This window comes from Mesorhizobium sp. WSM3859 (assembly GCF_002295065.1).
GTDB lineage: Bacteria > Pseudomonadota > Alphaproteobacteria > Rhizobiales > Rhizobiaceae > Mesorhizobium.
In genome coordinates this window covers 45,807-68,993 of record NZ_NSGG01000003.1, presented here as the reverse complement: position 1 = coordinate 68,993, position 23,187 = coordinate 45,807, and the positions used below count along the sequence as shown (strand labels likewise).

Here is a 23,187-nt window from a genome sequence, read left to right as displayed (position 1 = left end):
CTCAGGCCGCGTCGCCGAACGAGGACTGGATGATCTTTTCCTCCGTCAGCTCGTCGCGGCCAAGATTGGCGACGATGCGGCCGTTCTTGAAGACATAGACGTGATCGCAATTGTCGAGCTCTTCTGTCTCGGTCGTATACCAGAGGAAGGTGCGGCCCTTGCCGGCCTCCTCGCGCACGAGGTGATAGACTTCGAGCTTGGTGCCGATGTCTACGCCGCGCATTGGGTCGTCCATCAGCACGATCTCGGCGTCGGAGCCGAGCGCGCGGGCGAACAGCGCCTTCTGCTGGTTGCCGCCCGACAGCGAATAGATGTTGTTGTTCATGTCCGGCGTGCGGATGCCGATCTTCTGCTTCCAGAATTCGGCCAGCTCAGCCTCGCGCTGTGGCGAGATCAAAAGGCCGTTGCGCAGCCGCGCCAGCGAGCGGATGCCGATATTCTGCGCGATCGACCATTGCGAAAAGATGCCGTCCGACTGGCGGTCGCCCGCCACCAGCGCCACGGGCGCGGTCACCTCGATGCCGGCCTTGGCGCGGGCGGCGGCCGAGAAGATCGCCAGCAAAAGGTCGGTCTGGCCGTGGCCGGCAAGCCCGGCGAGGCCAATGATCTCGCCGGCGCGGGCGACGAGCTCCTTGCCGTCCTGCTGCCTGGCCGGGCGCGCGCGAACCCTGAGCGCGCCGGCCTCGGTTCTCCGGGTTTCCGCAGCGGCCTTCTGATGGCCCTCGGCGCCGCCCATGGCGGCGACGAGCTTGTCGCGGTCGAAAGCGTGGGCGACATCGGCCGCGACCACCTTGCCGTCGCGCATCACCACGATGCGGTCGGCATTTTGCAGCACCTCGCCCAGCACATGCGAGATCAGGATGCAGCTGCCGCCCTGCTCGACGAAACGACGCACGAAGGAGAGCAGCTGCCCCGCCGTATGCGCGTCGAGCGACGAGGTCGGTTCGTCGAGGATGACCAGATGCAGCGGCTCCCGCGTCAGCGTGAAGGCGCGCGCCACCTCGACCATCTGCCGCCTTCCGATCGAAAGGTCGCCGGCGATGTCGTCCGCCGAAATGCCGTGGTCAGGAAAGATCTCGTCGAGCTTGGCGCGGATGAGATCAGCCGCCCTGCGCCGCCAGCCGAAACCGGCGAGCGAGGGATGATTGATGCGGGTGTTTTCGGCGATGCTGAGATTGGGACAGAGCGACAGTTCCTGGAACACGCAGCGTATGCCGAGTTCCAGCGCGCGCGCCACGGTATAGCTCGCCTCTTCGTTGCCGCGCACCGCGATCTGCCCGCCATCCGGCCGCAGCGTGCCGGCCACCATATGCATGAGCGTCGACTTGCCGGCGCCGTTATGCCCGACCAGCCCGACGCATTCGCCGGCCCCGACATGGAAGTCGACGCCGTTAAGCGCCCGAACGGCGCCGAAATGCTTTTCGGCGCCGTTCAGCCTGACGATGTCGGTGTTTGCCTTGAGCATGCTCAACGATACCCGGCTGGCGATGCGGCTGGCAAATTCACGCCGCCATTACTTGATGTTGGCCTTGATCGCCGCGACAGCCTCTTCCTGCGTGTATTCGTGCGTGGCGACGCCGCCCTCCTTGATCTTCGGCAGCGCGGCCTCGAAATCGTCCTGGGTGAAGGCGAGATAGGGCACCAGGAGATCGTGCGGAATGTCCTTGTGGCCGTCGAGCACCTGCTGCGCCACCCAGAAGGCAAGCGTCGACACGCCGGGCGCGATAGAGGCCGACCAGGTCTTGTAGCCGTCCTTCTCCTTCTGCTCCTTCCACCACTTCAGCTCGTCCTGCCGGTTGCCCATGATGATGGTCGGGCGCGGCTTGCCGGCGGCGGCGAAGGCTTGCGCCGCGCCATAACCGTCGCCACCCTGGTCGACGATGCCGACGACATCGGGGAGCGAAGGCAGGATGGTCGCCACCGCTTTTTGCGCCGTCGTCTGGTCCCAATCGCCGGTCACCGAGCCGACGATCTTGAACTCCGGATGGGCGGCGACGCCTTCGAGGATGCCGGCATGGATGGCATCGTCGATCGAGGTGCCGGCGAGGCCGCGGATTTCAAGCAGATTGCCGCCCTTGGGCTGGAACTTGGCCATCTGCTCGACTTCCTGCTTGCCCATGTCCTTGAAGTCGACGACGACCCGATAGGCGCAAGGCTCGGTCACGATGCCGTCGAAGGAGACGACGACGATACCGGCATCGCAGGCCTGCTTGATGGCGCCGTTCAGCGCATCGGGCGAGGCGGCGTTGATAACGATGGCGTCATAGCCCTGCAGGATGAGATTTTGCACCTGCGCGGCCTGGGTCGGCACCTCCTTGTCGGCGGTGGTGAAGACATCCGCCGCGGCGACGACCTTGTCTTCGACCGCCTTCTTGGTGACGATGCCGTAGCTGTCGAGCATCGCCTGACGCCACGAATTGCCGGCATAATTGTTGGAAAAGGCGATCTTCTTGCCGCTGGTGTCGGCAAGCGCGGTGCCCGAGGCGAGCATCGCCGCGAATGCACTCAATACGAGCAGTTTCTTCATGTCGGTTCCTCCCGAGGTTGCTGATCTTGAAGAATGGTCGTGACGGGTAGCGTCTGTTTTTTATCTATTGTCAGACAAATTTAGAGGAACTGCAAGCTTTCAACCGCAAAGCCTGATGGGCCAGCAATCAACTTGCGGTGCGATGATTGAAAACCCTCCTGTTGATGGTCTAGGAACGCGGCAGAAGAGAGGTTTGGATGGCAGTGACGCCGATCGTTGCTAAAGGCGCGCCCGGAATTCCCGCGCGCTGGACGTCAAGCGCCAAGAGCGGCGTCGGAACCGCCCTTTCGGCAAGAAGCCCACTCTGGTTCACCACCAGCCACGGCATCTTGAACGAGATTTATTATCCTCGGCTCGACAGCGCCTGCACGCGCGACCTGGGGCTGATCGTCACCGGTCCGGGCGGTTATTTTTCCGAGGAAAAGCGCGGTGCGGCGCATACCGTCGAACATTTCGAGGACGGAGTACCTGGCTACAGGCTGACCAACATCGCTTCGGACGGCGCTTACCGGATTGAAAAACGTATCGTTACGGATCCGAAACACCCTGTCCTGCTTCAGGAAACAAGTTTCACCGCGCTCAAAGGAGCGGCGGCCGACTATCGCGTTTACGCGCTGCTGGCGCCGCACCTCGTCAATGCCGGCATGGGCAACACGGCCTGGATCGGCGAGCATAAGGGACAGCGCCTTCTCTTTGCCACCGGCCGCGGCGTTTCGCTGGCGCTCGCTTCGTCCTTGCCCTGGGGCGCCTGCTCGGCCGGCTATGTCGGCTTCTCCGACGGCTGGCGGCAGTTGCGCGACAACGGCGTGCTCGACCCTTCCGGCCAGGCGGCGGAAAACGGCAATGTCTCGCTGACCGGCGAGATCGGCTTTTCCGCCGGCAAGACGGTGGCCTTGCTGGCGCTCGGCTTCGGCGCTTCGCCGCAAGAAGCCGCCGACCTCGCGCTTGCAAGCCTGAAAGAGGGTTTCGAGCCGGCAGCGAAAACCTATGTCGAGAACTGGCGGACTTTCCAGGCAAGGTTGGAAAAGCTCGACCGTCGCGGCGCTTCCGGTCTGAACACCTACCGCGCCAGCACGGCGGTGCTCGCGACGCATCTGTCGGTCGCCCGGCCCGGCGCCGCCGTCGCCAGCCTGTCGATCCCGTGGGGCTTCAACAGGGGCGACGACGACCTCGGCGGCTATCACCTCGTCTGGCCGCGCGACCTGGTCGAGACGGCGGGCGGCTTCCTTGCCGCCGGCGACGGCAGGCAGGCGCTGCAGATCCTCACCTATCTGCGTTCGATCCAGCAGCCGGATGGCCACTGGCCGCAGAATGTCTGGTCCGACGGTACCGCCTATTGGCCCGGCATCCAGATGGACGAATGCGCCTTTCCGCTGCTGCTGGCCGACGCCTTGCGCCGCGCCGGCCATCTGCCGAAGTCGAAACTCGCCGACTTCCTGGCCATGATCGAGAACGCGGCCGCCTATGTCGTGCGCAACGGTCCGGTCACCGGCGAGGACCGCTGGGAAGAGGACGCCGGCTACAGCCCGTTCACCCTGGCCGTGGAGATAGCGGGGCTGCTCGCAGCTGCCGACATGCTCGAAGCCTGCGGTAAAAGTGAGCCGGCGAACTATCTGCGCGAAACCGCTGATTGCTGGAACGACCAGATCGAGCGCTGGACCTACGTCACGGGTACGGAGGCAAGCACCAGGACGGGCGTCGAAGGCTACTATGTGCGCATCGCTCCGCCCGACGATGGCGGCTCCGCCTCGCCGAAGGACGGCTTCGTGCCGATCAAGAACCGGCCGCCGGCCGATACGGACATACCGGCCGAAGCGATCATCAGCCCGGACGCGCTGGCGCTGGTGCGTTTCGGGCTCAGAGCCGCGGATGACCCGCGCATCCTGAACACCGTCAAGGCCATCGACGCCGAGCTGCGCTGCGACCTGCCGCAAGGGCCGCTCTGGTACCGCTACAGTGACGACGGCTATGGCGAACACGAGGACGGCTCGCCCTTCGACGGCACCGGCCAGGGACGGCCGTGGCCGCTGCTTGCCGGCGAGCGCGCCCATTACGAGCTGGCCGCAGGCCGCAAGGACAAGGCGGCGCAGCTGCTCGAAACCTTCGAGCGCTCGGCCGGCGTGGGCGGCCTCCTGCCGGAGCAGGTTTGGGATCGCCTCGACATTCCACAGCGCGAACTTTGGCTTGGCAAGCCGTCGGGCAGCGCCATGCCGCTGGTCTGGGCGCATGCCGAGCACATCAAGCTGCTGCGATCGCTGCGCGACGGCGCCGTCTTCGACCTGCCGCCGCAGGGCGTCGAGCGTTACATCAAGCAAAAGACCGTTGCGCCATTCAGGACGTGGCGCTTCAACAACAAGATCCGCTCCATTCCCGCCGGCAAGGCGCTGCGTGTCGAATTGTCGGCGCCCGGCGTCGTCCATTGGAGCAGCGACAAATGGCTGACGGTGCAGGACAGCAGGACGGTCGAAAATGCGTTCGGCATCCATCTAGTGGATTTGCCGGTGGCCGGCCTGAAGCCTGGAACCACCATCGTCTTCACTTTTTTCTGGCCGGAAGCGATGCATTGGGAGAATGTCGACTTCACCGTCGCGATCGACCAGCCAAACGGCCAGTGAATTCTTCTTTCCTCAAGCAATCGGGATGAAACCATGCAGATCGGAATGATGGGACTGGGCAGGATGGGCGCCAACATGGTGCGGCGCCTGATGCGCGACGGCCATGAATGTGTCGTCTACGACATCAATTCGGCAAGCGTCGCCGGCATGGTCAAGGACGGCGCCGTGGGCGCCGCCTCGCTGGAGGAGTTCGTCGGCAAGCTCGCCAAGCCGCGCTGCGCGTGGCTCATGCTGCCGGCCGCGATCACCGGCAGGATCGTCGACCAGGTGGCGGCGCTGATGGAGCCGGGCGACATCATCATCGACGGCGGCAATTCCTACTATCACGATGCCGTCGACCAGGCGGCCGAGCTGGCGGTGAAGGGCATCAACTTCGTCGATGTCGGCACCAGCGGCGGCGTCTGGGGTCTCGAGCGCGGCTACTGCCTGATGATCGGCGGCCCGGACGAGGCGGTGAAGCATCTCGATTCGGTCTTCGCCACGCTGGCGCCGGGTCCGGACGCCGGCGCCAACCCGTCGAAGGACGACGGGACGGCGGCTTTCGGCTATCTGCATTGCGGCCCGAGCGGCGCCGGCCATTTCGTCAAGATGGTGCACAACGGCATCGAATACGGCGTCATGGCCGCCTATGCCGAGGGCATGAACATCCTGAAGTCGGCCAATGCCGGCAAAAGGCAGCGCACCGCCGACGCCGAGACGAGCCCGCTCGAAAGCCCGCAATATTACCAGTTCGATGTCGACCTGCCCGCGGTCGCCGAGGTCTGGCGGCACGGCAGCGTCATCGGTTCCTGGCTGCTCGATCTCACCGCCGGCGCGCTGAAGAGCGATCCGTCGCTCGCCCAGTTCGGCGGCCGCGTCTCCGATTCCGGCGAAGGACGCTGGACGCTGAAGGCGGCGATCGACACCGGCGTGCCTGCGCCGGTGCTGTCGTCGGCGCTGTTCGACCGCTTCTCCTCGCAGGGCGAATCGCAATTCGCCGACAAGCTCCTGTCCGCCATGCGCTATGCCTTCGGCGGCCATGTCGAAAAGAAGACCGGCGCGTGAAGGGAGAGACGGCATGAGCCAGGAGAGGTCCGACACGCTGGTGCTTTTCGGAGCAACCGGCGACCTTGCGCACAAGAAGATATTCCCGGCGCTCTACCAGATGGTCGCCAAGGGAACATTGGCCGAGCCGATCATCGGCGTCGCCTTCGACCCGTGGGACCTGCCCAAACTGGTGGACCGCGCCCGCGACGGCATAGTCACCGCGCTGGGTTCGATCGACGACATGGTCTTTGCCAAGCTCGCCTCGCTGCTGCGCTATGTCAGCGGCGACTACCGCGACAGCGCCACCTTCGAGAAGCTGAGGACGGCGCTGGGCCCGGCGCAACACCCGCTGCATTACATGGCCGTGCCGCCAACGATGTTCGAGACAGTCGTGCAGGGGTTGGAGCAGTCCGGCACCGCGCGCGGCGCGCGGCTGATGATCGAAAAACCCTTCGGCCACGACCTCCAGTCGGCGCGCTGGCTGAACCGCGTGCTGCATCTGGTGTTCGACGAGCAGTCGATCTTCCGCATCGACCATTATCTCGGCAAGGAAGCGATCCAGAACCTGCTCTATTTCCGCTTCGCCAACTCTTTCCTCGAGCCGATCTGGAACCGCAACTTCGTCGAGAGCGTGCAGATCACCATGGCCGAGGATTTCGGCATCGAGGGCCGCGGCAAATTCTATGACGATGTCGGCTGCATCCGCGACGTCATCGAGAACCACCTGCTCAACATCCTTCTTCTGCTCGCAATGGAGCCGCCTGTCGGCCGCTCGGCCGACGACCTGATCGACGAGAAGGTGCAGGTGCTGCGCGCGATCCGCACGCTGACCAGGGACGATGTCGTGCGCGGCCAGTTCGACGGCTATCTGGCCGAGCCGGGCGTCAGGCCCAACTCGCCGGTAGAGACCTTCGCCGCGGTGCGCTTCTTCGTCGACACCTGGCGCTGGCGCGACGTGCCCTTCTTCATCCGCGCCGGCAAGAACATGCCGGTACACGCAACCGAGGTGATCGTGAGGCTGAAGCGGCCGCCGCTCGACGTCTTCGATCCGATCAAGGCGGACGACGCCAATTATGTGCGCTTCCGCATCGACCCGCAGGTGGCGATCTCGATCGGCGCCCAGCGCAAGAGGCCCGGCGACGACATGATCGGTGAACAGGTGGAGCTCACCGCGCTCGACGACACCAAGGGCGACATGCCGCCTTACGAAAGGCTGATCGGCGACGCCATGAACGGCAATGGCCAGCTGTTCACGCGCCAGGATGCCGCCGAGCTTGCCTGGCGCATCGTCGGTCCGGTGCTCGGGGACACCACGCCGCCGGCAATCTACGCGCCCAAGACCTGGGGACCGGCCGACGCAATGAAAGGTTTCGGCCCGCCCGATGGCTGGATCAATCCGACCAGATAATTTCCGGGGAGGAGGGAAATGGCGAAGGCAGCAAAGACCGCCGCGACGGGCAGCGATCCGATCGTGCTCAGCATCGATGTCGGCGGCTCGCATGTGAAGATCCTCACCAGCGCCGGCGGCGAGATGCGCCGCGTCGCGTCCGGCCCGAGCCTGACGCCCGACAAGGTTGTCGCTTCGGTCAGGAATCTCGCTGAGGGGCTGAACTACGACGTGATCTCGATGGGTTATCCCGGCCCCGTGTCGGACAACAAGCCCTCGCTCGATCCCTTCAATCTCGGCAAGGGCTGGAACGGCTATGATTTCACCGCCGCCTTCGGCAAGCCGGTGAAACTCGTCAACGACGCGCTGATGCAGGCGATCGGCAGCTATGACGGGGGCCGCATGCTGTTCCTCGGCCTCGGCACCGGCCTGGGCGCCGCCATGATCATCAGGAATGTCGGCCAGCCGATGGAGCTTGCCCATCTGCCTTACAAAAAGGGGGCGACTTTCGAGGATTATGTCGGCGAGCGCGGCCTGGTGAAGCACGGGAAGAAGAAGTGGCGCAAATACGTTTTCGACGTGGTCGGCAGGCTTCGCGCCGCCTTGCAGCCGGACTATGTCGTGATCGGCGGCGGCAATGTCGACAAGCTCGATGAATTGCCTGAAAAATCCCGGCGCGGCGACAACACTCGCGCTTTCGAGGGTGGTTTTCGTCTATGGCGCGACAAGGCGCTGATCGTCTGATATTGTTACATTTCAGTATAATTGTTCAAAACAGCGTGTATTGACGCTACAAAACGTTGCGCTGCGCAGATTTGCCGACTAGGAATTCACCAGCCTGCGGCCCCTGCGGCTTTCGAATTCGCCAACAACGCTCGCAGCGCTTTGATATTACACACCGCGAAAGCCGGATCGGTTTCGCGGCATTGCGGCACAAAATGGAGGAACTACGTGGACGAGGACACCAGCACAACCAAGGAAGTCGACCTGCTCGAGCTCACGGCTCACATCGTATCGGCCTATGTCGCGAAAAACCGCCTGCCCGCTTCGGACCTGGGCGGGCTGATCGCCAGCGTCGCCTCGTCGATCGGCGGGATCAGCCAGCCGACGGAGCCCGCCGCGCCCCCGCCGGTTCCCGCCGTCAACCCCAGGCGCTCGGTGACGCCCGACTACATCATCTGCCTCGAGGACGGGAAGAAGTTCAAATCGCTGAAGCGCCATATCGGTGTGCATTTCGGCCTGACGCCGGAAGCTTACCGGACCAAATGGGGCTTGCCGGTCGACTATCCGATGGTCGCTCCCAACTATGCGGCCTCGCGTTCGCAACTGGCAAAATCGATCGGCCTCGGCCGCAAGGCGGAGCCGGAACCGGTAAAGCCAGCCAAGGGCAGGAAGGCCAAGGCGACCGCCTGAATCGCTCGCCTGAAATAACGCGCCTGCACCAACGATTTGAGGAAGCCTGCCGAGGAAACCGCCTTGGCAGGCTTCCTGCTTTTGTGGCTTGGTTGCTACCGCCAGAGCAATTCCAGGAAAAGTGTGACGCGGTTTTCCGTCCGGAATTGCGCAAGAACAAAAAGGGGGAGCGGTTCACCGTTTCGTGGAAACGGTAAACCGCTCCATTGGGGGGACAGGCCATGAACTACGCCAGGATGCTGATCGAGAAGGAAGCGCCGGAGGAATACGGCTACGACCGCATCCGCTACAACCTTTCCGAAAGCTCCATCGCCGACCAGAAACTCTCCGACATCGGTCTGACGTTGCCGGACCTCACCTTGTTCTATGGCGAGCATCGCGGCAACAAGGAGTTGCGGGCGCTGATCGCCGGACAGGACAAGGGCATTTCTCCCGACGATGTGCTGGTGACGGCGGGCGCGGCCGGCGCGCTGTTCATCATTGCGACTTCCCTGCTGTCGGCCAGCGACCATCTCGTGGTCGTGCGGCCGAACTACGCCACCAACATCGAGACGCCGAAGGCGATCGGCTGCGCCATCTCCTATGTCGACCTCGATTTCGACCAGGGCTTTGCCGTCGATATCGGGCGCGTCAAGGCCGAGATCCGCCCGAACACCAAACTGATCAGCTTCACCTGCCCGCACAATCCGACCGGCACGATGATGACCCGCGCCGATCTCGACGCGCTGATCGCGCTTGCCGAACATCACAAATGCCGGCTGCTGGTCGACGAGACCTATCGCGACCTCTCCTATGGCGGGCGCCTGCCGGCGGCGGCCTCGCTCAGTCCAAGCGCGATCAGCGTCTGCTCGCTGTCCAAGGCCTTCGGCACTCCGGGCATCCGCATCGGCTGGCTGATAACCAGAGATCCGCAACTGCAGGAAACCTTCCTCGCCGCCAAGGAGCAGATCGGCATCTGCGGCAGCGTCATCGACGAAGCGATCGCCCGAACCATGTTAGAGCGCCGTGACGCCTTCCTGACGTCGCTGCTGCCGGACATGGCCAGGCGCCGCGACATCGTGCAGGCCTGGATCGACGGCGAGCCGCTGGTCGACTGGGTGCGCCCGCAAGGCGGCGTCGTCGGCTTCCCGCGGCTCAACGTCGATGCCGGCTTCGACCTCGACCGCTTCTACACCAGGCTGCTGGAGGAGCACGGCGCCTATGTCGGCCCAGGTCACTGGTTCGAGATGCCGAAGCGCTTCTTCCGCCTCGGCTTTGGCTGGCCGACGGAAGCGGAGCTGCGTGGCGGCCTCGACGCAATCTCCGCCGCGTTGCGGGACTGAGCCGCCGCGCAAAAGATTCGATTTTCTTTTGATCCAGCGCGGATTTTTTGCGCGCGCGACAGGACGAACTGGGCTAAAGCGTTCTGGCCGGACCAGCGCCCACCGTGGAAGTGCCCCGCCGGCCATCGTCGCAACGGGGCCCTCGAATCATGACAGCCGAAGCAACGTCACCAGACCAGCGCTACGCCGCGTTCCGGCACCGCCCGTTCCTCAGCTACTGGACGGCGCGCTTCCTCACGACTTTCGCCACCATGATCGTCTCGGTCGCCGTCGGCTGGCAGGTCTATGACCTGACCCGCGACCCGTTCGACCTCGGCATTGTCGGCATCGTCCAGTTCCTGCCTTCGCTGCTCTTGGTCCTGGTCACCGGCGTCGTCGCCGACCGCTTCGGCCGCCGGCTAATCATGACGCTGGCGACGCTGATCGAGGCCGGCTGCCCGCTGGCCCTGCTGCTTCTGACGCTGCGCGGGCTGACCAGCCCGCTACCGATCTTCATCGTGCTGGTGATGTTCGGCATTGCGCGGGCCTTCTACGGCCCGGCCTCGTCCTCGCTGTTCGCCAATCTAGTGCCGCAGGAGGATTTCGCCAACGCGATCGCCTGGAACTCCTCGGCCTGGCAGACAGCGACCATCGTCGGCCCGGTCGCCGGCGGCCTGCTCTATGGCGTTTCGGCCGAAGCGGCCTACGCCACCGCCGCCATATTGATGCTCGCCGCGGCGGTGCTGATCTTCACCATCCCGAAGCCGGCGCAGCAGACGGCCACCGACAAGCCGACGATGCAGACGCTGTTTGCTGGCTTCCGCTATATCTGGGGCGAGAAGATCGTGCTCGGCGCGATCTCGCTCGACCTCTTCGCCGTGCTTCTGTCCGGCGCCTCGGCGCTGCTGCCGGTCTACGCGCGCGACATCCTGCAGCTTGGTCCCTGGGGTCTCGGCCTGCTGCGCTCAGCGCCCGGCATCGGCGCCATCTGCGTCGCCGTCTGGCTTGCCGGTCACCCGATCCGCGACCATGCCGGCCAGATCATGCTGGGCTTCGTCGCGCTGTTCGGCGCCTTCACCGTGCTGTTCGGCGTCTCGACCATCACCTGGCTGTCGATCGCAGCTCTGGCCCTGCTTGGCGCCACCGACATGTTCAGCGTCTATATCCGCGAGACGCTGATCCAGCTCTGGACGCCCGACGAGGTGCGCGGGCGCGTCAACGCCGTCAACCAGGTCTTCGTCGGCGCCTCGAATGAGGTCGGCGAATTCCGCGCCGGCACCATGGCGGCGCTGATCGGCACGGTTCCCGCCGTGGTGATCGGCGGCATCGGCGCCATCGCCGTCGCGGGATTGTGGGCCTGGCTGTTCCCAGCGCTGCGGCGGGTAAGGCATCTCAACAGCCGGAATTGATTAGCGCTGATTTACGCCGCAGAACCCGACGTTCGGGCTGAATCAGGCTGGGCCGACACGACGGGGATGGGCCGGGAACCGACGGTCCGGCATCGGTCGGGGCCTTCGACAAGCTCCCGTTCAGCTACTGGACGCGGTCCTTCGCGTCCCAAACCTACAATGGTGGGCGGAAGTCGATCTTCCTTTGAACGGCTTGGTCCACATCCTGCGGATCCATGAGCACCGTGACCCGAGACTTCACCATGCCGCTGGCCTGAGCGACAATTGCGGTCGCAGCCATGTCAATGTTGCTCGGCAGGTCAAGAATAATAACGAAGTCATCGCTACCAAAGGCGAAATAGAACACTTCGACTTTGCCGCCGATCTCCTCGGCGAGTTTCTCGACCATCATTCGCCGTTTCGAACCGCCCTCCTTCAGCAAGCCCTTGAGACCCTGGTCCGTGTAAGAACCCTGGACGAGATATTTCGGCATCGCGGCTCCTCACTTTCAAAGTTCGTGGTGACAGGAGGTAGGATACAGCTTGCAATTGGATCGCGGAATAGGTCGTCAATGTCCGCTTACCGGGCAAACGGCTTCGGACGCGTCTCACGACGCGCGCTTTGAGGCGGCGGCAAAGTTCACCTGAACGACGACCGACATGAGGCGCTAAGCCGTCTTGCCGCGCTGCCCCGCAGCGATGCCGGCAAGAGGTCGATGAAAGCCCGATTTCATCATCTGCCTGGAAGATGGCGTGAAGTTCAAATCGCTTAAGCGCCACGCAGTGCCCGTAACGGCCTGACATCGGATGAGTGCCGTGCAAAATGCAAGCTGCCCTCCGACTAAACCGTGGTAGCGACTGACTAGGCCGCCGAGAGATCCCTACTTTGCTGCCGCTAAGGACTTCGAAAGGATTTGCTCGCATCGTTGATTAGCGCTCACGAATAGATTGGCGGCTGGAATGCAAAGGGATCATTCCTTGCGACCGCATCCCCGATCGTTGGGTTGGATCGGCACTACGGCGCTGGCCATGGGTGGCAGCAACCAAAGCCTTTTTCTTATAGCCGCGCTTTTCGTCGGCCAGGGTGCGATCCCGGGCCAGGGCAGCGCTGCCGTTGTTTTGCTGATCGTAGGTGTCATCCTCAGTTGGGCAGCCGCGCCAGCGTGGACAGAGCTGGTATTACTATGGCCCGACCGCGTGGGCGGCATTGCGGCGACGTGTTCAGAGGCATTCCGACCGTACAGTCCGGTTCTCTCAGGTTTGGCGGCTATTGGTGGGGTTGGGTTCCAACCTGTGGCCTGACGGCACTGCTTTCGGCGTCGGCAATACAGCAATGGTACCTGCCGGATATTCCCGTCGAGTTCGTGGCCTGCGCCTTGGTCGTGTGCTTCACCGCAGTCAATCTATGCGGGATAAAATGGGTCTCTCGGCTGGTCGTTCCGATAGCCACGGGCTCGGCCTTGCTGGCGTTCGCGGCCGCGATCATCCCGATCCTTTCGGGCAACGTCGATTGGCGGCAGGCGACGACCTTCGCGTTAACGTCACCGTTCCCGGGCTGGTTTGGAGATCTGACCTCGATAATGGCCGGCCTTTATCTGGTCGGGTTTGCGGCCCCCGCGTTTGAAGCGGCGACATGCCATGTCGGCGAAACAGTCGATCCGAACCGCAACGTTCCTCGTGCGGTGTTTGCAAGCGCCGTCATGGCAGGACTTTACTTCATTGTCCTGCCAATTGTCTGGTTGGGTGCGTTGGGATCTCAGTCGCTGGGCAAGGACCTGGCTGTCTCTCTGGGTCCTGCCTTTGCCCCCCTGCTTGGCAGTTTTGGCAAGGCAGCCGCCATCTGGTTCATGATGCTCAACATGTTCCATGGAACGATGCAGCCGCTGGCCGGCGCCTCTCGGACCTTGGCGCAGCTGAGCGAGGACGGGCTGCTGCCGCGGTTCCTCGGCCAACGTTCGGCGACGGATTGTCCATGGGCGGCGACGTTGCTGACCGCTTCAATGGCCATTCTGTTCCTTGTCATAGGCGATCCGATATGGCTGATCGCAGCGGCGAATTTTACCTATTTGATCGGAATTTGCCTGCCGAATGTCGCGGCCTGGCTTTTGCGCCGCGACTATCCTTCGGTCGACCGACCTTATCGAGCACCGAGGGGAGCCATCGTGCTTGGCCTGGTTGCCTCCGGGATATGGATGCTGGCCGCTTTGCTCGGTTTTCAGCAGTTCGGACTCCCGACGGTCATTGTCGGTCTCGTCATGGCCTATTCGGGGGCCGCGCTCTACGCATGGCGCACAATCGAGGATCGGCTCCGCGCAGGGTTGCCGGCGGTCGGGCAGTCGCTGCATCTTAAGCTGACTGGCGCTATGTTGCTGGTTCTGGCGCTGGACGCCGCTGGCTACGTCATCGCGGTAAGCACTGTCTCGGCCGAACATGGCGCTCTCATAGCGGCGCTCGAGGACATCTTTGTCGCGGTCGCGATGTTGACCATCAGCGTCGGACTGGTTCTGCCAGGGATGATTGCGCACTCGGCAACCGAAATCAGCGAGGCTGCCAAGCGGCTCACCTCCGGTACGCTTCGCGACTTCAGTCGAGCAATGGTGGCCCTCGGTCGCGGTGACCTTGGTGCAGCCCACGCCTCCGTCAACATCACGCCCGTTTCCATTCATTCGAGGGATGAAATCGGCGAGATGGCGGAAAGCTTCAATCTAATGCAGCAGGAAGTTCTCCAGGCCGCTCATAGCCTCGATGACGCCAGAGACAATCTTTCCCTGGCGCGAAGCCAACTCGACGCGTCGTATCAGAGCATCGTTCATCTCGCCCATCACGATGCGCTCACCGGCCTGCCAAATCGGGTAGCATTTGCCAAACATTTGGCCCTGACCTTCGAACACTCGATAGCCAGCGGCGAGACCTTCGCGGTCTTTTGCATGGACCTGGACAATTTTAAGGAGGTCAACGACGTTTTCGGACATGCCATTGGGGACGAGCTCCTGAAGGAAGCCGCGCTGCGCCTCACAAGCGCCTCGCAGGATGCTTTCCTGGCAAGAGTCGGGGGCGACGAATTCACTTTGATTGCGGCACATCCAGTTTCGCTTGAACCGCTCGAGCAACTTGCTGGCAGACTGCTGGCCACGGCCGATGATGCCTTCGATATTGAAGGTCAAAGACTGCGCATTGGATTGAGCATTGGCATCGCGGTGTTTCCCAAAGATGGAAGCGATGCCGGGACGCTTGTGGCGAATGCCGATGCGGCGCTTTACCGCGCGAAAGCGCAAGGTCGACTAAATGCCCGCTTTTTCGAACCGGAGATGGATCGCCATCTGCGCGAACAGCTGGCGCTGCAGCTTGACCTTCGATCGGCGCTCGAACGGGATGAATTGATGCTGCATTACCAGCCACAAGCCACAATTGATGGAAAGGTGTTCGGATTTGAAGTTCTTCTGCGGTGGCGCCACGAAACGCTAGGCCTCGTCCCTCCCAAGGACTTTATTCCGTTGGCCGAGAAGAATGGTCTGATAGTTTCGATTGGCGAATGGGTGCTCAGACGCGCTTGTCGCGAAGCTGCAGCGTGGTTCGCTCCTTTGAAGATCGCGGTTAACCTGTCGCCGGTGCAGTTTCAACATGGCGACCTGGTGAACCTTGTCCACTCGATCTTACTCGAAACGGGGCTCGCTCCTGCCCGTCTGGAGCTGGAAATCACCGAAGGAGTTCTCATAAACGACCCCCAGCGGACTCTGTCTATCCTGCGTCGGCTCAAATCCCTAGGTGTCAAGATTGCAATGGACGACTTCGGCACTGGCTATGCTTCTCTTTCCTCGTTGCGGTCGTTTCCGTTCGACAAAATCAAAATGGATCGCAGTTTCATTGTCGATGTGGCGACCAGTGACCAAGCGGCAGCAATCGTGCGTGCCGTCATAGGACTAGGGTCCGCTCTCGGCGTGCCCGTTATCGCCGAGGGTGTCGAAACCGAAGCTCAGCGTTCCTTCCTTGCCCGGGAGGGCTGTGTCGAAGTTCAGGGCTACCTGGTTGGCTGGCCTGCGTCCATTGAGACCTTTTCCGATTTGACGGGCAAAGCCAATGCTGGGCTTGTTCGAGGCCCAGCCCGTCGGGAAATAATAGAGATCCCCCGTCGCTCTCAGCGGAAACGGTGAAGTCTGGCGAAAGGCAAGCCGCGCCGTGACTTTGTTTTCGGGGTTTGTCGCGTGGCCATTGCAGGCGAGCGACGCTGAGAGGCGGCCCACGGGAGCCCTAGAGCGGCCTGCTACAGACCACGGTCAGAGCGTGGACAATGGTCCCATCCGGCATCGGTGAAGAACCTATGCTCGAACGCGCTTAGGATTGGACCCCGGCCGGTAAGCGATGTCGATCAATGCCAGAGCAAGCGCCGACCAGCGCTACTCCCCACTCTCCTCGCCCTTGACCATGTAGCGGACGACATGGGCTACCTTGACCGCACTCGCCTGCGGGGCTTGCGCAACCCATTCGAGCAAGGTTTCGACACAGGCCTCGAGAATGTCGTCATCATCTTGGTCCGTAGATGCGACGCCACTTCGCGTTCACCCGACCCTTGGTCCGCTCGCAGATGGCCTGGAATCCTGTCGGGCGCGGCATTACCGCAACTCGCTTGCCGACAACTATTCCTGCTGGAATTGACAGGGCCAATCTTCAGGCCTGGTCAAGCCAGAAGGCAACTCGGTCCGGGCGTCTCCGCAAGCCATGTTGAGCTGCCATTGGGACAGACCCGCCGATTTGGAAAGATCGAGGCCCTCGATACGGGTCAGAAAGAAAAAAGCGCCGTCAAAGTCGATCGGCGCGGTGAACGTTGCTCCTCGGAAGTCCGCCCGCGCGAGATTGGCAAACGAAAAGCGGCTGCCACTGATATCGGCGTCATGGAACTGCGCTCGCCCCAATTCCGCCTTTGTGAAATCAACATTGGTCAAATTGGCGTCCTCGAAATTCGAGCGCTGCACTTCGGCGCTCGTAAACACGGCGCCCTGCGCGTCCATATGGCTGAAGTCGGTCCTGTAGGCCTCGATTTTGTCGAACCGGGCGCCTTTGGCGGTCGAGTCGGCTAGGGAAGCACGCACAAGCGTTGCCTTCTCAAAATTTGCCGCAAGGAGATTGCTGTCCCTGAGATCGGTCGAAGTGAAATCGACACCGATCAGGTTCGCCCCGCTCAGGTCCTGTCCTTTAAGGATGAGAAGCTTTTTGTCACAGTCCTGCCAATTGACGCCGGGCGTCGCGGCCGCGTCGCAATTTTGAGCGGCAGTGGCGTTCTGCCAAGCACATACAATCCAAACCACTAGAACCAAGCCGAATGTGACGTAAGCTCTGGTTCGTCTCAAAGTCATTGTTTCTGGACCTCTCCTACTCGCCGGCAATCAACCTTACCACATCTGCTGACACGCGAGCCACGGTGACGACCGCCGTCACATTTGGCTGTCCCATTTCATTTCTCCTTCGGCCATGATTGGCCACTGGAGGAACGGCTAAGTGGTTGGATTAGGGCCGAAACTTGCCCTTCCGGTTCTCGGAACGGAGTTATCGACAAGCACCCCTTCAGCCCTTTTGACGGCGTTTATCGCTGTTGATGCTACCTGCCGTGTTGACAGTGGGTTGGCGAAGCTAATTCCGTTGCTGCCCACATCTCGGGCACCCAATTGCCGAGCGCTACCGGCCCGGCAACTGACCGATCATATTGCAATCGACCGTGCCGCCGGAACGCTCGGTATACGCGGCGTAGATCACCTGATCCATGTTCATGGAGATTTCACGAACCAGCTTTCGACGGACCGCGGTGGCGAACATCGCGGCGTCGGTGACGCCGATTGCGAATGCGTCCGGTCCGCCGATGACGCAGCGCTCGAAATAGGATTGCAGGCTGGAGGGGTCGTACCGCGCAAACCCGTCGGCCTCGCCAATGCGGGGTAGTGCGATAGGCAGCCCGTTGATCGTCACACCTTCCGCGAGAAGAAAATGCCGGATGGGGTCAATGAGTGCTCCGGCATTGTTGGGTCCGTCGCCAGATACGTCAATAACACGGCGCGGGCTGCGCAAGCCGCTCTTTGCGAACAGTCCATTCGCGGCCTGCAACGCGCCGGAAATCGACGTTCCGCGGCCTTCAGTCAACGACAGAGCAGCGAGCCTGTCCGCCAAAGTCAGAGCGTCCTCGCGGCTTTCGACAATTGTCCACGGCACGATGACGGTTTGCTGATTTGGCCCCGCCCACTCCAGATAGAGCACTGCGATTCTTCCCAGTTCTCCGGCCCTGATTGCCATCGCGATGTCCGCGTGGCGGAAAGCATCAACATAGCCGTCGCGCTGCACTTTTTGCTCAATTCTGCTCATCGACGGCGAGACGTCCACGGCAAGGATCAATTGCAAATCGACTTCGGCCAGGCCGCCCGTGGGACGGCCCGTCGAGTGAGCCTGTGGCGCTGTCGCGAAGATCAGGGTGAGCAGGAAGGCGCCCGTGAGCCGCAGCACTGGTCTTGCACCCATGCTTGCAGCAATCCGTACTAAGCAGTCCATAGCGAACCCCTCTCACCGACAATGGAATGTGAAATTGTCGGTCCGGGGCATTTGCCAAGTCACGAACGGCTTACGATCATTCGCCGAAATCCGCGCTCCCCGCACGGTCTGGATGATGATCAGTCTTCGCAGCGCGAAACCGTGCTAGTATGGGACTGCGGCTTCGTGCTTGAGGGGAACCTGCTTGAACAGCTCGCCGCCCACGACGTTCGTGCTCAACGGCGTGACCGCCGACGTGAGCAGGGAGACCTTGCGCGACCAGTTCAACAGGACAATCGCAGTTCGCCACCAGACCTTCGCGGTACTTCGCCACCTTCTGGAGAACGCTGATCGCGTCATCACCAAGGACGAGCTGATGAAGGCGGTCTGGAATGGGCTAGCCGTCACCGATGACAGTCTGGTCCAATGCATTCACGAGATCCGTGCGGCGCTCAACGACAGTCGCCAGGCCGTCGTGCAGACAGTGCCGAGGCGCGGTTACAGGTTGGTCCTTCCCTCAAATGCCGGACCAAGATTGATTACAATTCTGGCGGCAGAATTGGCCGCCGAAGTCCGGCCGGCAGGCAAGGATGAGCGGAGCATTGCTGCACCTACCCCGGCGTACAGGCAGGTCCTTGATCGGCTGCTGATAAAACATGCCGGTCGTGTCTTCGCGAGCGTCGGCGAGACAGTCCTTACGCAGTTTGCTGGCCCTGTCGAGGCGTTGCGATGTGCGAACGAGATCCAGCATGAGGTCGATAGGCGGAACTGCGAGGTCCCCGAGACAAAGCGGCTGCGCTTCCGCATCGGCGTTGACCTCGGTTACGTCGTCGCCGAGGGCGACCACCTCAGGGGCGAGGCCGTCGAGGTCGCAGCTCATCTTCAAACCTTGTCACGCCCCGGCGGGATTTGCATCACGGAAGCGGTCCGCGCCCAGGCTCAGGACCACCTCTCGCTGGAATTCATCGATCTCGGCGAGCACAAACTGAAGGATGTCGCCCGTGCCTTGCGCATCTACGGCGTATGTCTTGCGTCCGAGGAGCCGGTCAGATCGCCATTTCGCGGTCTCGATGCCTTCGAATTCGAAGATGCCGATCTATTCTTCGGCCGAGCGCGGGCGATTGCGGCCTGCACTGCCAGACTGGAGCAGCAGGCAGCAAGCGGCACGGCATTCCTGCTCATCTACGGAATGAGCGGTTGTGGCAAGTCTTCCCTCCTGCGCGCTGGCCTGCTGCCGTCATTGACGCGACCTGGAGCCGTGGCAGGCATATCCTTGTGGCGCCGCTGCCTGATCCGCCTCTCCGAAGGACCGGATGCATTCGCTGTGTTGGCTGCGGCGCTGCTTCACGACGCTGCTGTGCCGGAGCTGTCCTCAGAAGCGACAGCCGCGGAGTTTGCTCGACTCTGCAGGAACACGCCGGATCGAGCCCTGGCGATGGTCCGACAGGCACTTCGCCAGGCCGCCGGGCCGGCCCGCTCGCAGATCAGACTGCTTGTGGTCATCGATCAACTGGAGGAGCTGTTCACGACAGAGAAGCAACCGGCGACGCGCGAGGCCCTTGTGCGGTTCATGGCGGTGCTGGCCGCGAGCGGACTGGTCTGGGTGATAGCGGCGATCCGTTCGGATTTCTTTCACCGCTGCGGTGAGGTCCAAGGTTTCTCGGCGCTCAAGGACGGCCTCGCCAGCTACGAACTTCTGCCACCAACCGGCCCAGAGATCGCGCAGATGATCCGCGAACCTGCGGTCGTGGCCGGGCTCCGCTTCGAGGAGAGTGCCGAGTTGGGGCGGCTCGATGACGTGCTGCAGGCGGCAGCAACTGCCGATCCCGGATCATTGCCGCTTCTCGAGTTTGTCCTCGACGCGTTGTACCAAGCCAGTGGCGACCGACGCGTTCTCACCTTTGCGCACTATCGTGCGCTCGGCGGGCTCGAAGGCGCAATCGCGCGCCGCGCCGACGAAGTCCTGGACTTGCTGGCGCCCGGGATCCAGGAGGCCTTGCCCGCGGTGCTGCGCGCCCTCACCACGGCGAACCTGGGCGATGAAACGGTCACGGCACGTGCGGCCCTGTATACCGAAGTTGCGGGCACTCCCGCGCGATCGGCCCTCGTCAGGGCACTAATCGACGCCCGGCTCCTCGTCAGCGACGAGGACGCCGCAGGGCATGTCTTCGTTCGTCTTGCACATGAGGCACTGTTGAGCCGTTGGCCGCGCGCCGGTGACATTGTGAATGCAAACCGCAACTTCCTCGCGACGCGCGAACGGCTGAGGGCTGACGCCCACCGATGGCACCTGGAAAGCAGGAATCGAGAGCTTCTCCTTCCGTCCGGCAAACGTCTGGCGGAGGGCGAAGAGTTGATGCTGTCAAGGCGGGAGGAGGTCGACGAAGCCGTCCTTGAATACATCGAGGAGTCCTTGCGTGCCCATCGACAGAAGGAGGAGAAGGACCGTCACGCAGAGCTAGCACTGGTCGCGGCTGCCGAAGAGGCAAAACGCGAGCGCCTGGAGCGCGAGGCCGAGCGCCGGAGCCTCGCGGCTGCCGCAGCAAACCGCCTTGCCCGACGGACACGGAACGCCGCTATCGTGGCAATAATGCTCGCTCTTATGGCGGGTGCTGGCGCACTGGTCGCCTTCAAAGCGCGGGAGGAAGCAAGAGGCCAACGCGATCAGGCGCTGCGCAATCAGTTCCTTTCGCTCTCGTTCCTCTCGGAGCGATCCGCCGCGGCAGGCAACACCGAGGCTGCGATCCGGTTGGCGCTTGAGGCGCTACCCTCGAAAGAGCAACCCGAGCGGCCATATCTCTTTGAGGCGGAGGCAGCTCTCTATAAGGCTCTGCTGGCGCACCGGCAGATCAAAATCCTCCGCCCTGGCGCCGGTGTGGCGCATGCGGCATTCAATCCTACAGGTGATCGCATCGTCACCGCATCCTATGACAGAACTGCTGCAGTCTGGGACATCTCCAGCGGTGCCGAAACTGCAATTCTAAAAGGTCATGATGGGGCCGTGGAGAGGGCCGAATTCAGCCCCGACGGGAGCCGTATCCTGACGGCCGCGAGGGACGGCACTGCACGTCTCTGGGACGCCGTCTCGGGAGAGCAGCTCTACATCCTGCGGCCGGTAGGCAATTACCCGACGGCAATCTTCAGCCCGGATGGCACCCGGGTGCTGACGGCGGGAGAGAACAGCGATGCAACGCTCTGGGATGCCGGGACCGGAAAGAAAGTCCTAGGTGTAAGCAGCGACGCATATACGCGTGCTGCTTTCAGTTCAGACGGCCGCAGGTTCGCGACGGCGGGCAAGCATTTTGTTTCGATCTGGAATACCGCAGACGGCGCGCTGACAGAATCGATCGGAGTGACCTCCTGGCCCTACACCCTGGCGTTCAGCCCGGACGGAAGCCGGATGGTAGCCGGCCCGTGGGGTTGGCATTCACACCGCGACACGTCCAGCCTTTTCGATTTGTCGAAAGGAACGGAGATCGCAAAGTTGGCCGGCAGCAAGAGCGACACGCAATTGAACGGCGTGATTTTCAGCCACCGGGGTCAACGAATCGCCACGGTATCCCTCGATGGCACTGCCCGGATTTGGGATGGAACGTTGGGAACGCTGGATGAGGTGCTCGGCCAAGAGGTTTCGGGGTTGAAACATGACATCGATACAGATGAACGCGATGTGGAGATGAACGGTGCCTTCACCCAGGACGACCGCTTCCTTGCCACGACCTCGATCAATGGGCCGATCCGCATCTGGGACGCTGAACGCGCCTCGTTGGTGACAACGATCGCCGGTCATGAATCCCTGGTCGAGCATTTGGAATTCAGCCCGGTCGACAGCAACATTCTACTCACTGCTTCACACGATGGCACCGCTCGGCTTTGGGATGTCGACGGCGCCCTGACGACGTCGCTCTCACATGAGTATCGGCCGACTTTCGCGGTCTTCAGTCCCGACAACGTCCACCTGCTGACCGGCGGCGGCGACAGCGCGGCGCACCTGTGGGATGTCGTGAGCGGGCGCGAGATAATCCGCCTCGACACGCATGAGATCATTCAAAGCGCCTCGTTCACTCCAGATGGGAGGCGCGTCGCCACGGCATCTCTTGAGGGCGTGGTCCGAATTTTTGACGTGGCCACGGGACACGAGACCGCCCAGTTCCGATCAGATGCCGGACTGATCAAGATCCAGTTTGGTCGCGATGGCAAATCGCTTGTTTGCGCATGGATCAACGGCACCGCCCAACTGTGGAACGCGACGACCGGTGCCGAACTGGCTGTCATCCATACAAGCAGCAATCTGCCGCAAGCCATTCTTAGCCCTGACGGACGTCTGATCCTCTCGACCAGGGAAGACAATGTGGGACATCTCCTGACGACGAGCGGAGTCGAACTACGTGCTCTTGTCGGGCATCAGGATCGCATCACGGCAGGGGCCTTCAACCCTGACGGTCAACTCGTCGCCACGGGCTCACTCGACCACACAGCCCGAATTTGGTCGACCACCGAGGGGACAAGCGTCAGAACGCTGCAGGGACATACCGGCGCGGTGACGGTGGTCGTCTTCAGTCCCGACAGCCAGTCGCTGCTGACTGGTTCACGGGATGGAACCGCCCGGATCTGGAGCGTCACAGGCGGCCCGGAAAGGGTTCTCAGGGGCCACAGCGGCGCGCTGGACAGCGCCGAGTTCAGCCCCAATGGCCTGTATGTCGTGACCGCGTCGACCGAAGATCGAACGGTGCGGTTATGGGCGGCGCAATCGGGACGCCAGATTGCCGTCCTCGGGAGCCAGGACGGAGCAACCTTTCGACCGGGCTTTACACGTGCAGCTTTCAGCGCCGACGGCACCCACGTCGCGATTATTGCCGGCGAACAAAGAGTCAGCATCGTTCGCGTCTTCCAGACACCCAAGGAGCTTAATGAATTCGCCCGGCGTACCGTCCCTCGCGAACTGACCCCTTGCGAGCGGCGAAGCTTCTTTCTTCCTGAAGTCCCTGCAAACGGCACCTGTCCGGGCTGAGGCGACAACG

At 62.5% G+C, this 23,187-nt stretch carries 15 protein-coding genes; 10 read left to right on the top strand and 5 right to left on the bottom strand.

Features of this window, described 5'->3' with window-relative positions:
• Window position 1: 1 nt before the first annotated feature.
• Both CK230_RS07160 and CK230_RS07155 read right to left on the bottom strand, forming a co-directional pair.
• The gene (locus CK230_RS07160) at window positions 2-1,465 is read right to left on the bottom strand and encodes a sugar ABC transporter ATP-binding protein (RefSeq protein ID WP_095816518.1); all 1,464 of its coding nucleotides are present in this window, start codon (window positions 1,463-1,465) and stop codon (window positions 2-4) included.
• A gap of 48 nt (window positions 1,466-1,513) precedes the next feature.
• Window positions 1,514-2,527 (bottom strand): ABC transporter substrate-binding protein, encoded by a 1,014-nt coding sequence (locus CK230_RS07155; RefSeq protein ID WP_095816517.1) that lies wholly within the window; start codon window positions 2,525-2,527, stop codon window positions 1,514-1,516.
• Window positions 2,528-2,724: 197 nt separating this feature from the next.
• Between CK230_RS07155 and CK230_RS07150 the strand changes: the two genes are divergently transcribed.
• The 7 genes from CK230_RS07150 to CK230_RS07120 all read left to right on the top strand — a co-directional run bounded on the left by CK230_RS07150 (window position 2,725) and on the right by CK230_RS07120 (window position 11,678).
• Window positions 2,725-5,142 (top strand): glucan 1,4-alpha-glucosidase, encoded by a 2,418-nt coding sequence (locus tag CK230_RS07150; RefSeq protein WP_095816516.1) that lies wholly within the window; start codon window positions 2,725-2,727, stop codon window positions 5,140-5,142.
• A 33-nt stretch (window positions 5,143-5,175) separates the two neighbouring features.
• Entirely contained in the window at window positions 5,176-6,186 is a 1,011-nt protein-coding gene (gene gnd / locus CK230_RS07145) for a phosphogluconate dehydrogenase (NAD(+)-dependent, decarboxylating) (RefSeq protein WP_095816515.1), read from the top strand.
• Between the two features lie 13 nt (window positions 6,187-6,199).
• Window positions 6,200-7,576, top strand: coding sequence for a glucose-6-phosphate dehydrogenase (gene zwf / locus CK230_RS07140; protein ID WP_095816514.1), 1,377 nt, complete (start codon window positions 6,200-6,202; stop codon window positions 7,574-7,576).
• Between the two features lie 18 nt (window positions 7,577-7,594).
• Window positions 7,595-8,299: an ROK family protein gene (locus tag CK230_RS07135; RefSeq protein ID WP_095816513.1), complete on the top strand. Its 705-nt coding sequence runs from the start codon at window positions 7,595-7,597 to the stop codon at window positions 8,297-8,299.
• A 207-nt stretch (window positions 8,300-8,506) separates the two neighbouring features.
• Window positions 8,507-8,968, top strand: coding sequence for a MucR family transcriptional regulator (locus CK230_RS07130; RefSeq protein WP_095816512.1), 462 nt, complete (start codon window positions 8,507-8,509; stop codon window positions 8,966-8,968).
• A gap of 221 nt (window positions 8,969-9,189) precedes the next feature.
• Complete coding sequence (locus CK230_RS07125; protein ID WP_095816511.1) at window positions 9,190-10,290, top strand: aminotransferase class I/II-fold pyridoxal phosphate-dependent enzyme; 1,101 nt, start codon at window positions 9,190-9,192, stop codon at window positions 10,288-10,290.
• Window positions 10,291-10,439: 149 nt separating this feature from the next.
• Window positions 10,440-11,678 carry an MFS transporter gene (locus tag CK230_RS07120; RefSeq protein ID WP_095816510.1) on the top strand — a complete coding sequence of 413 codons (1,239 nt, stop codon included), beginning with the start codon at window positions 10,440-10,442 and terminating at the stop codon, window positions 11,676-11,678.
• Window positions 11,679-11,832: 154 nt separating this feature from the next.
• Here the strand turns inward: CK230_RS07120 and CK230_RS07115 are convergent, their stop codons facing one another.
• A complete protein-coding gene (locus CK230_RS07115) occupies window positions 11,833-12,150 on the bottom strand; it encodes a GYD domain-containing protein (RefSeq protein ID WP_095816509.1) in 318 nt (105 codons plus the stop codon).
• A 238-nt stretch (window positions 12,151-12,388) separates the two neighbouring features.
• On the opposite strand from CK230_RS07115, the gene CK230_RS34075 reads away from it, so the two are divergent.
• Both CK230_RS34075 and CK230_RS07105 read left to right on the top strand, forming a co-directional pair.
• Window positions 12,389-12,457 carry a hypothetical protein gene (locus tag CK230_RS34075; protein ID WP_348629143.1) on the top strand — a complete coding sequence of 23 codons (69 nt, stop codon included), beginning with the start codon at window positions 12,389-12,391 and terminating at the stop codon, window positions 12,455-12,457.
• Between the two features lie 383 nt (window positions 12,458-12,840).
• The gene (locus CK230_RS07105; protein ID WP_210201471.1) at window positions 12,841-15,807 is read left to right on the top strand and encodes an amino acid permease; all 2,967 of its coding nucleotides are present in this window, start codon (window positions 12,841-12,843) and stop codon (window positions 15,805-15,807) included.
• 483 nt (window positions 15,808-16,290) lie between these two features.
• Here the strand turns inward: CK230_RS07105 and CK230_RS07100 are convergent, their stop codons facing one another.
• Window positions 16,291-17,007 (bottom strand): pentapeptide repeat-containing protein, encoded by a 717-nt coding sequence (locus tag CK230_RS07100; RefSeq protein ID WP_095816508.1) that lies wholly within the window; start codon window positions 17,005-17,007, stop codon window positions 16,291-16,293.
• Window positions 17,008-17,326: 319 nt separating this feature from the next.
• The gene (locus CK230_RS07095; RefSeq protein WP_176480040.1) at window positions 17,327-18,157 is read right to left on the bottom strand and encodes a DUF1194 domain-containing protein; all 831 of its coding nucleotides are present in this window, start codon (window positions 18,155-18,157) and stop codon (window positions 17,327-17,329) included.
• Between the two features lie 214 nt (window positions 18,158-18,371).
• Here CK230_RS07095 and CK230_RS07090 point away from each other — a divergent pair, with 214 nt between their 5' ends.
• Window positions 18,372-23,177 (top strand): winged helix-turn-helix domain-containing protein, encoded by a 4,806-nt coding sequence (locus CK230_RS07090; protein ID WP_245429849.1) that lies wholly within the window; start codon window positions 18,372-18,374, stop codon window positions 23,175-23,177.
• Window positions 23,178-23,187 lie beyond the last annotated feature (10 nt).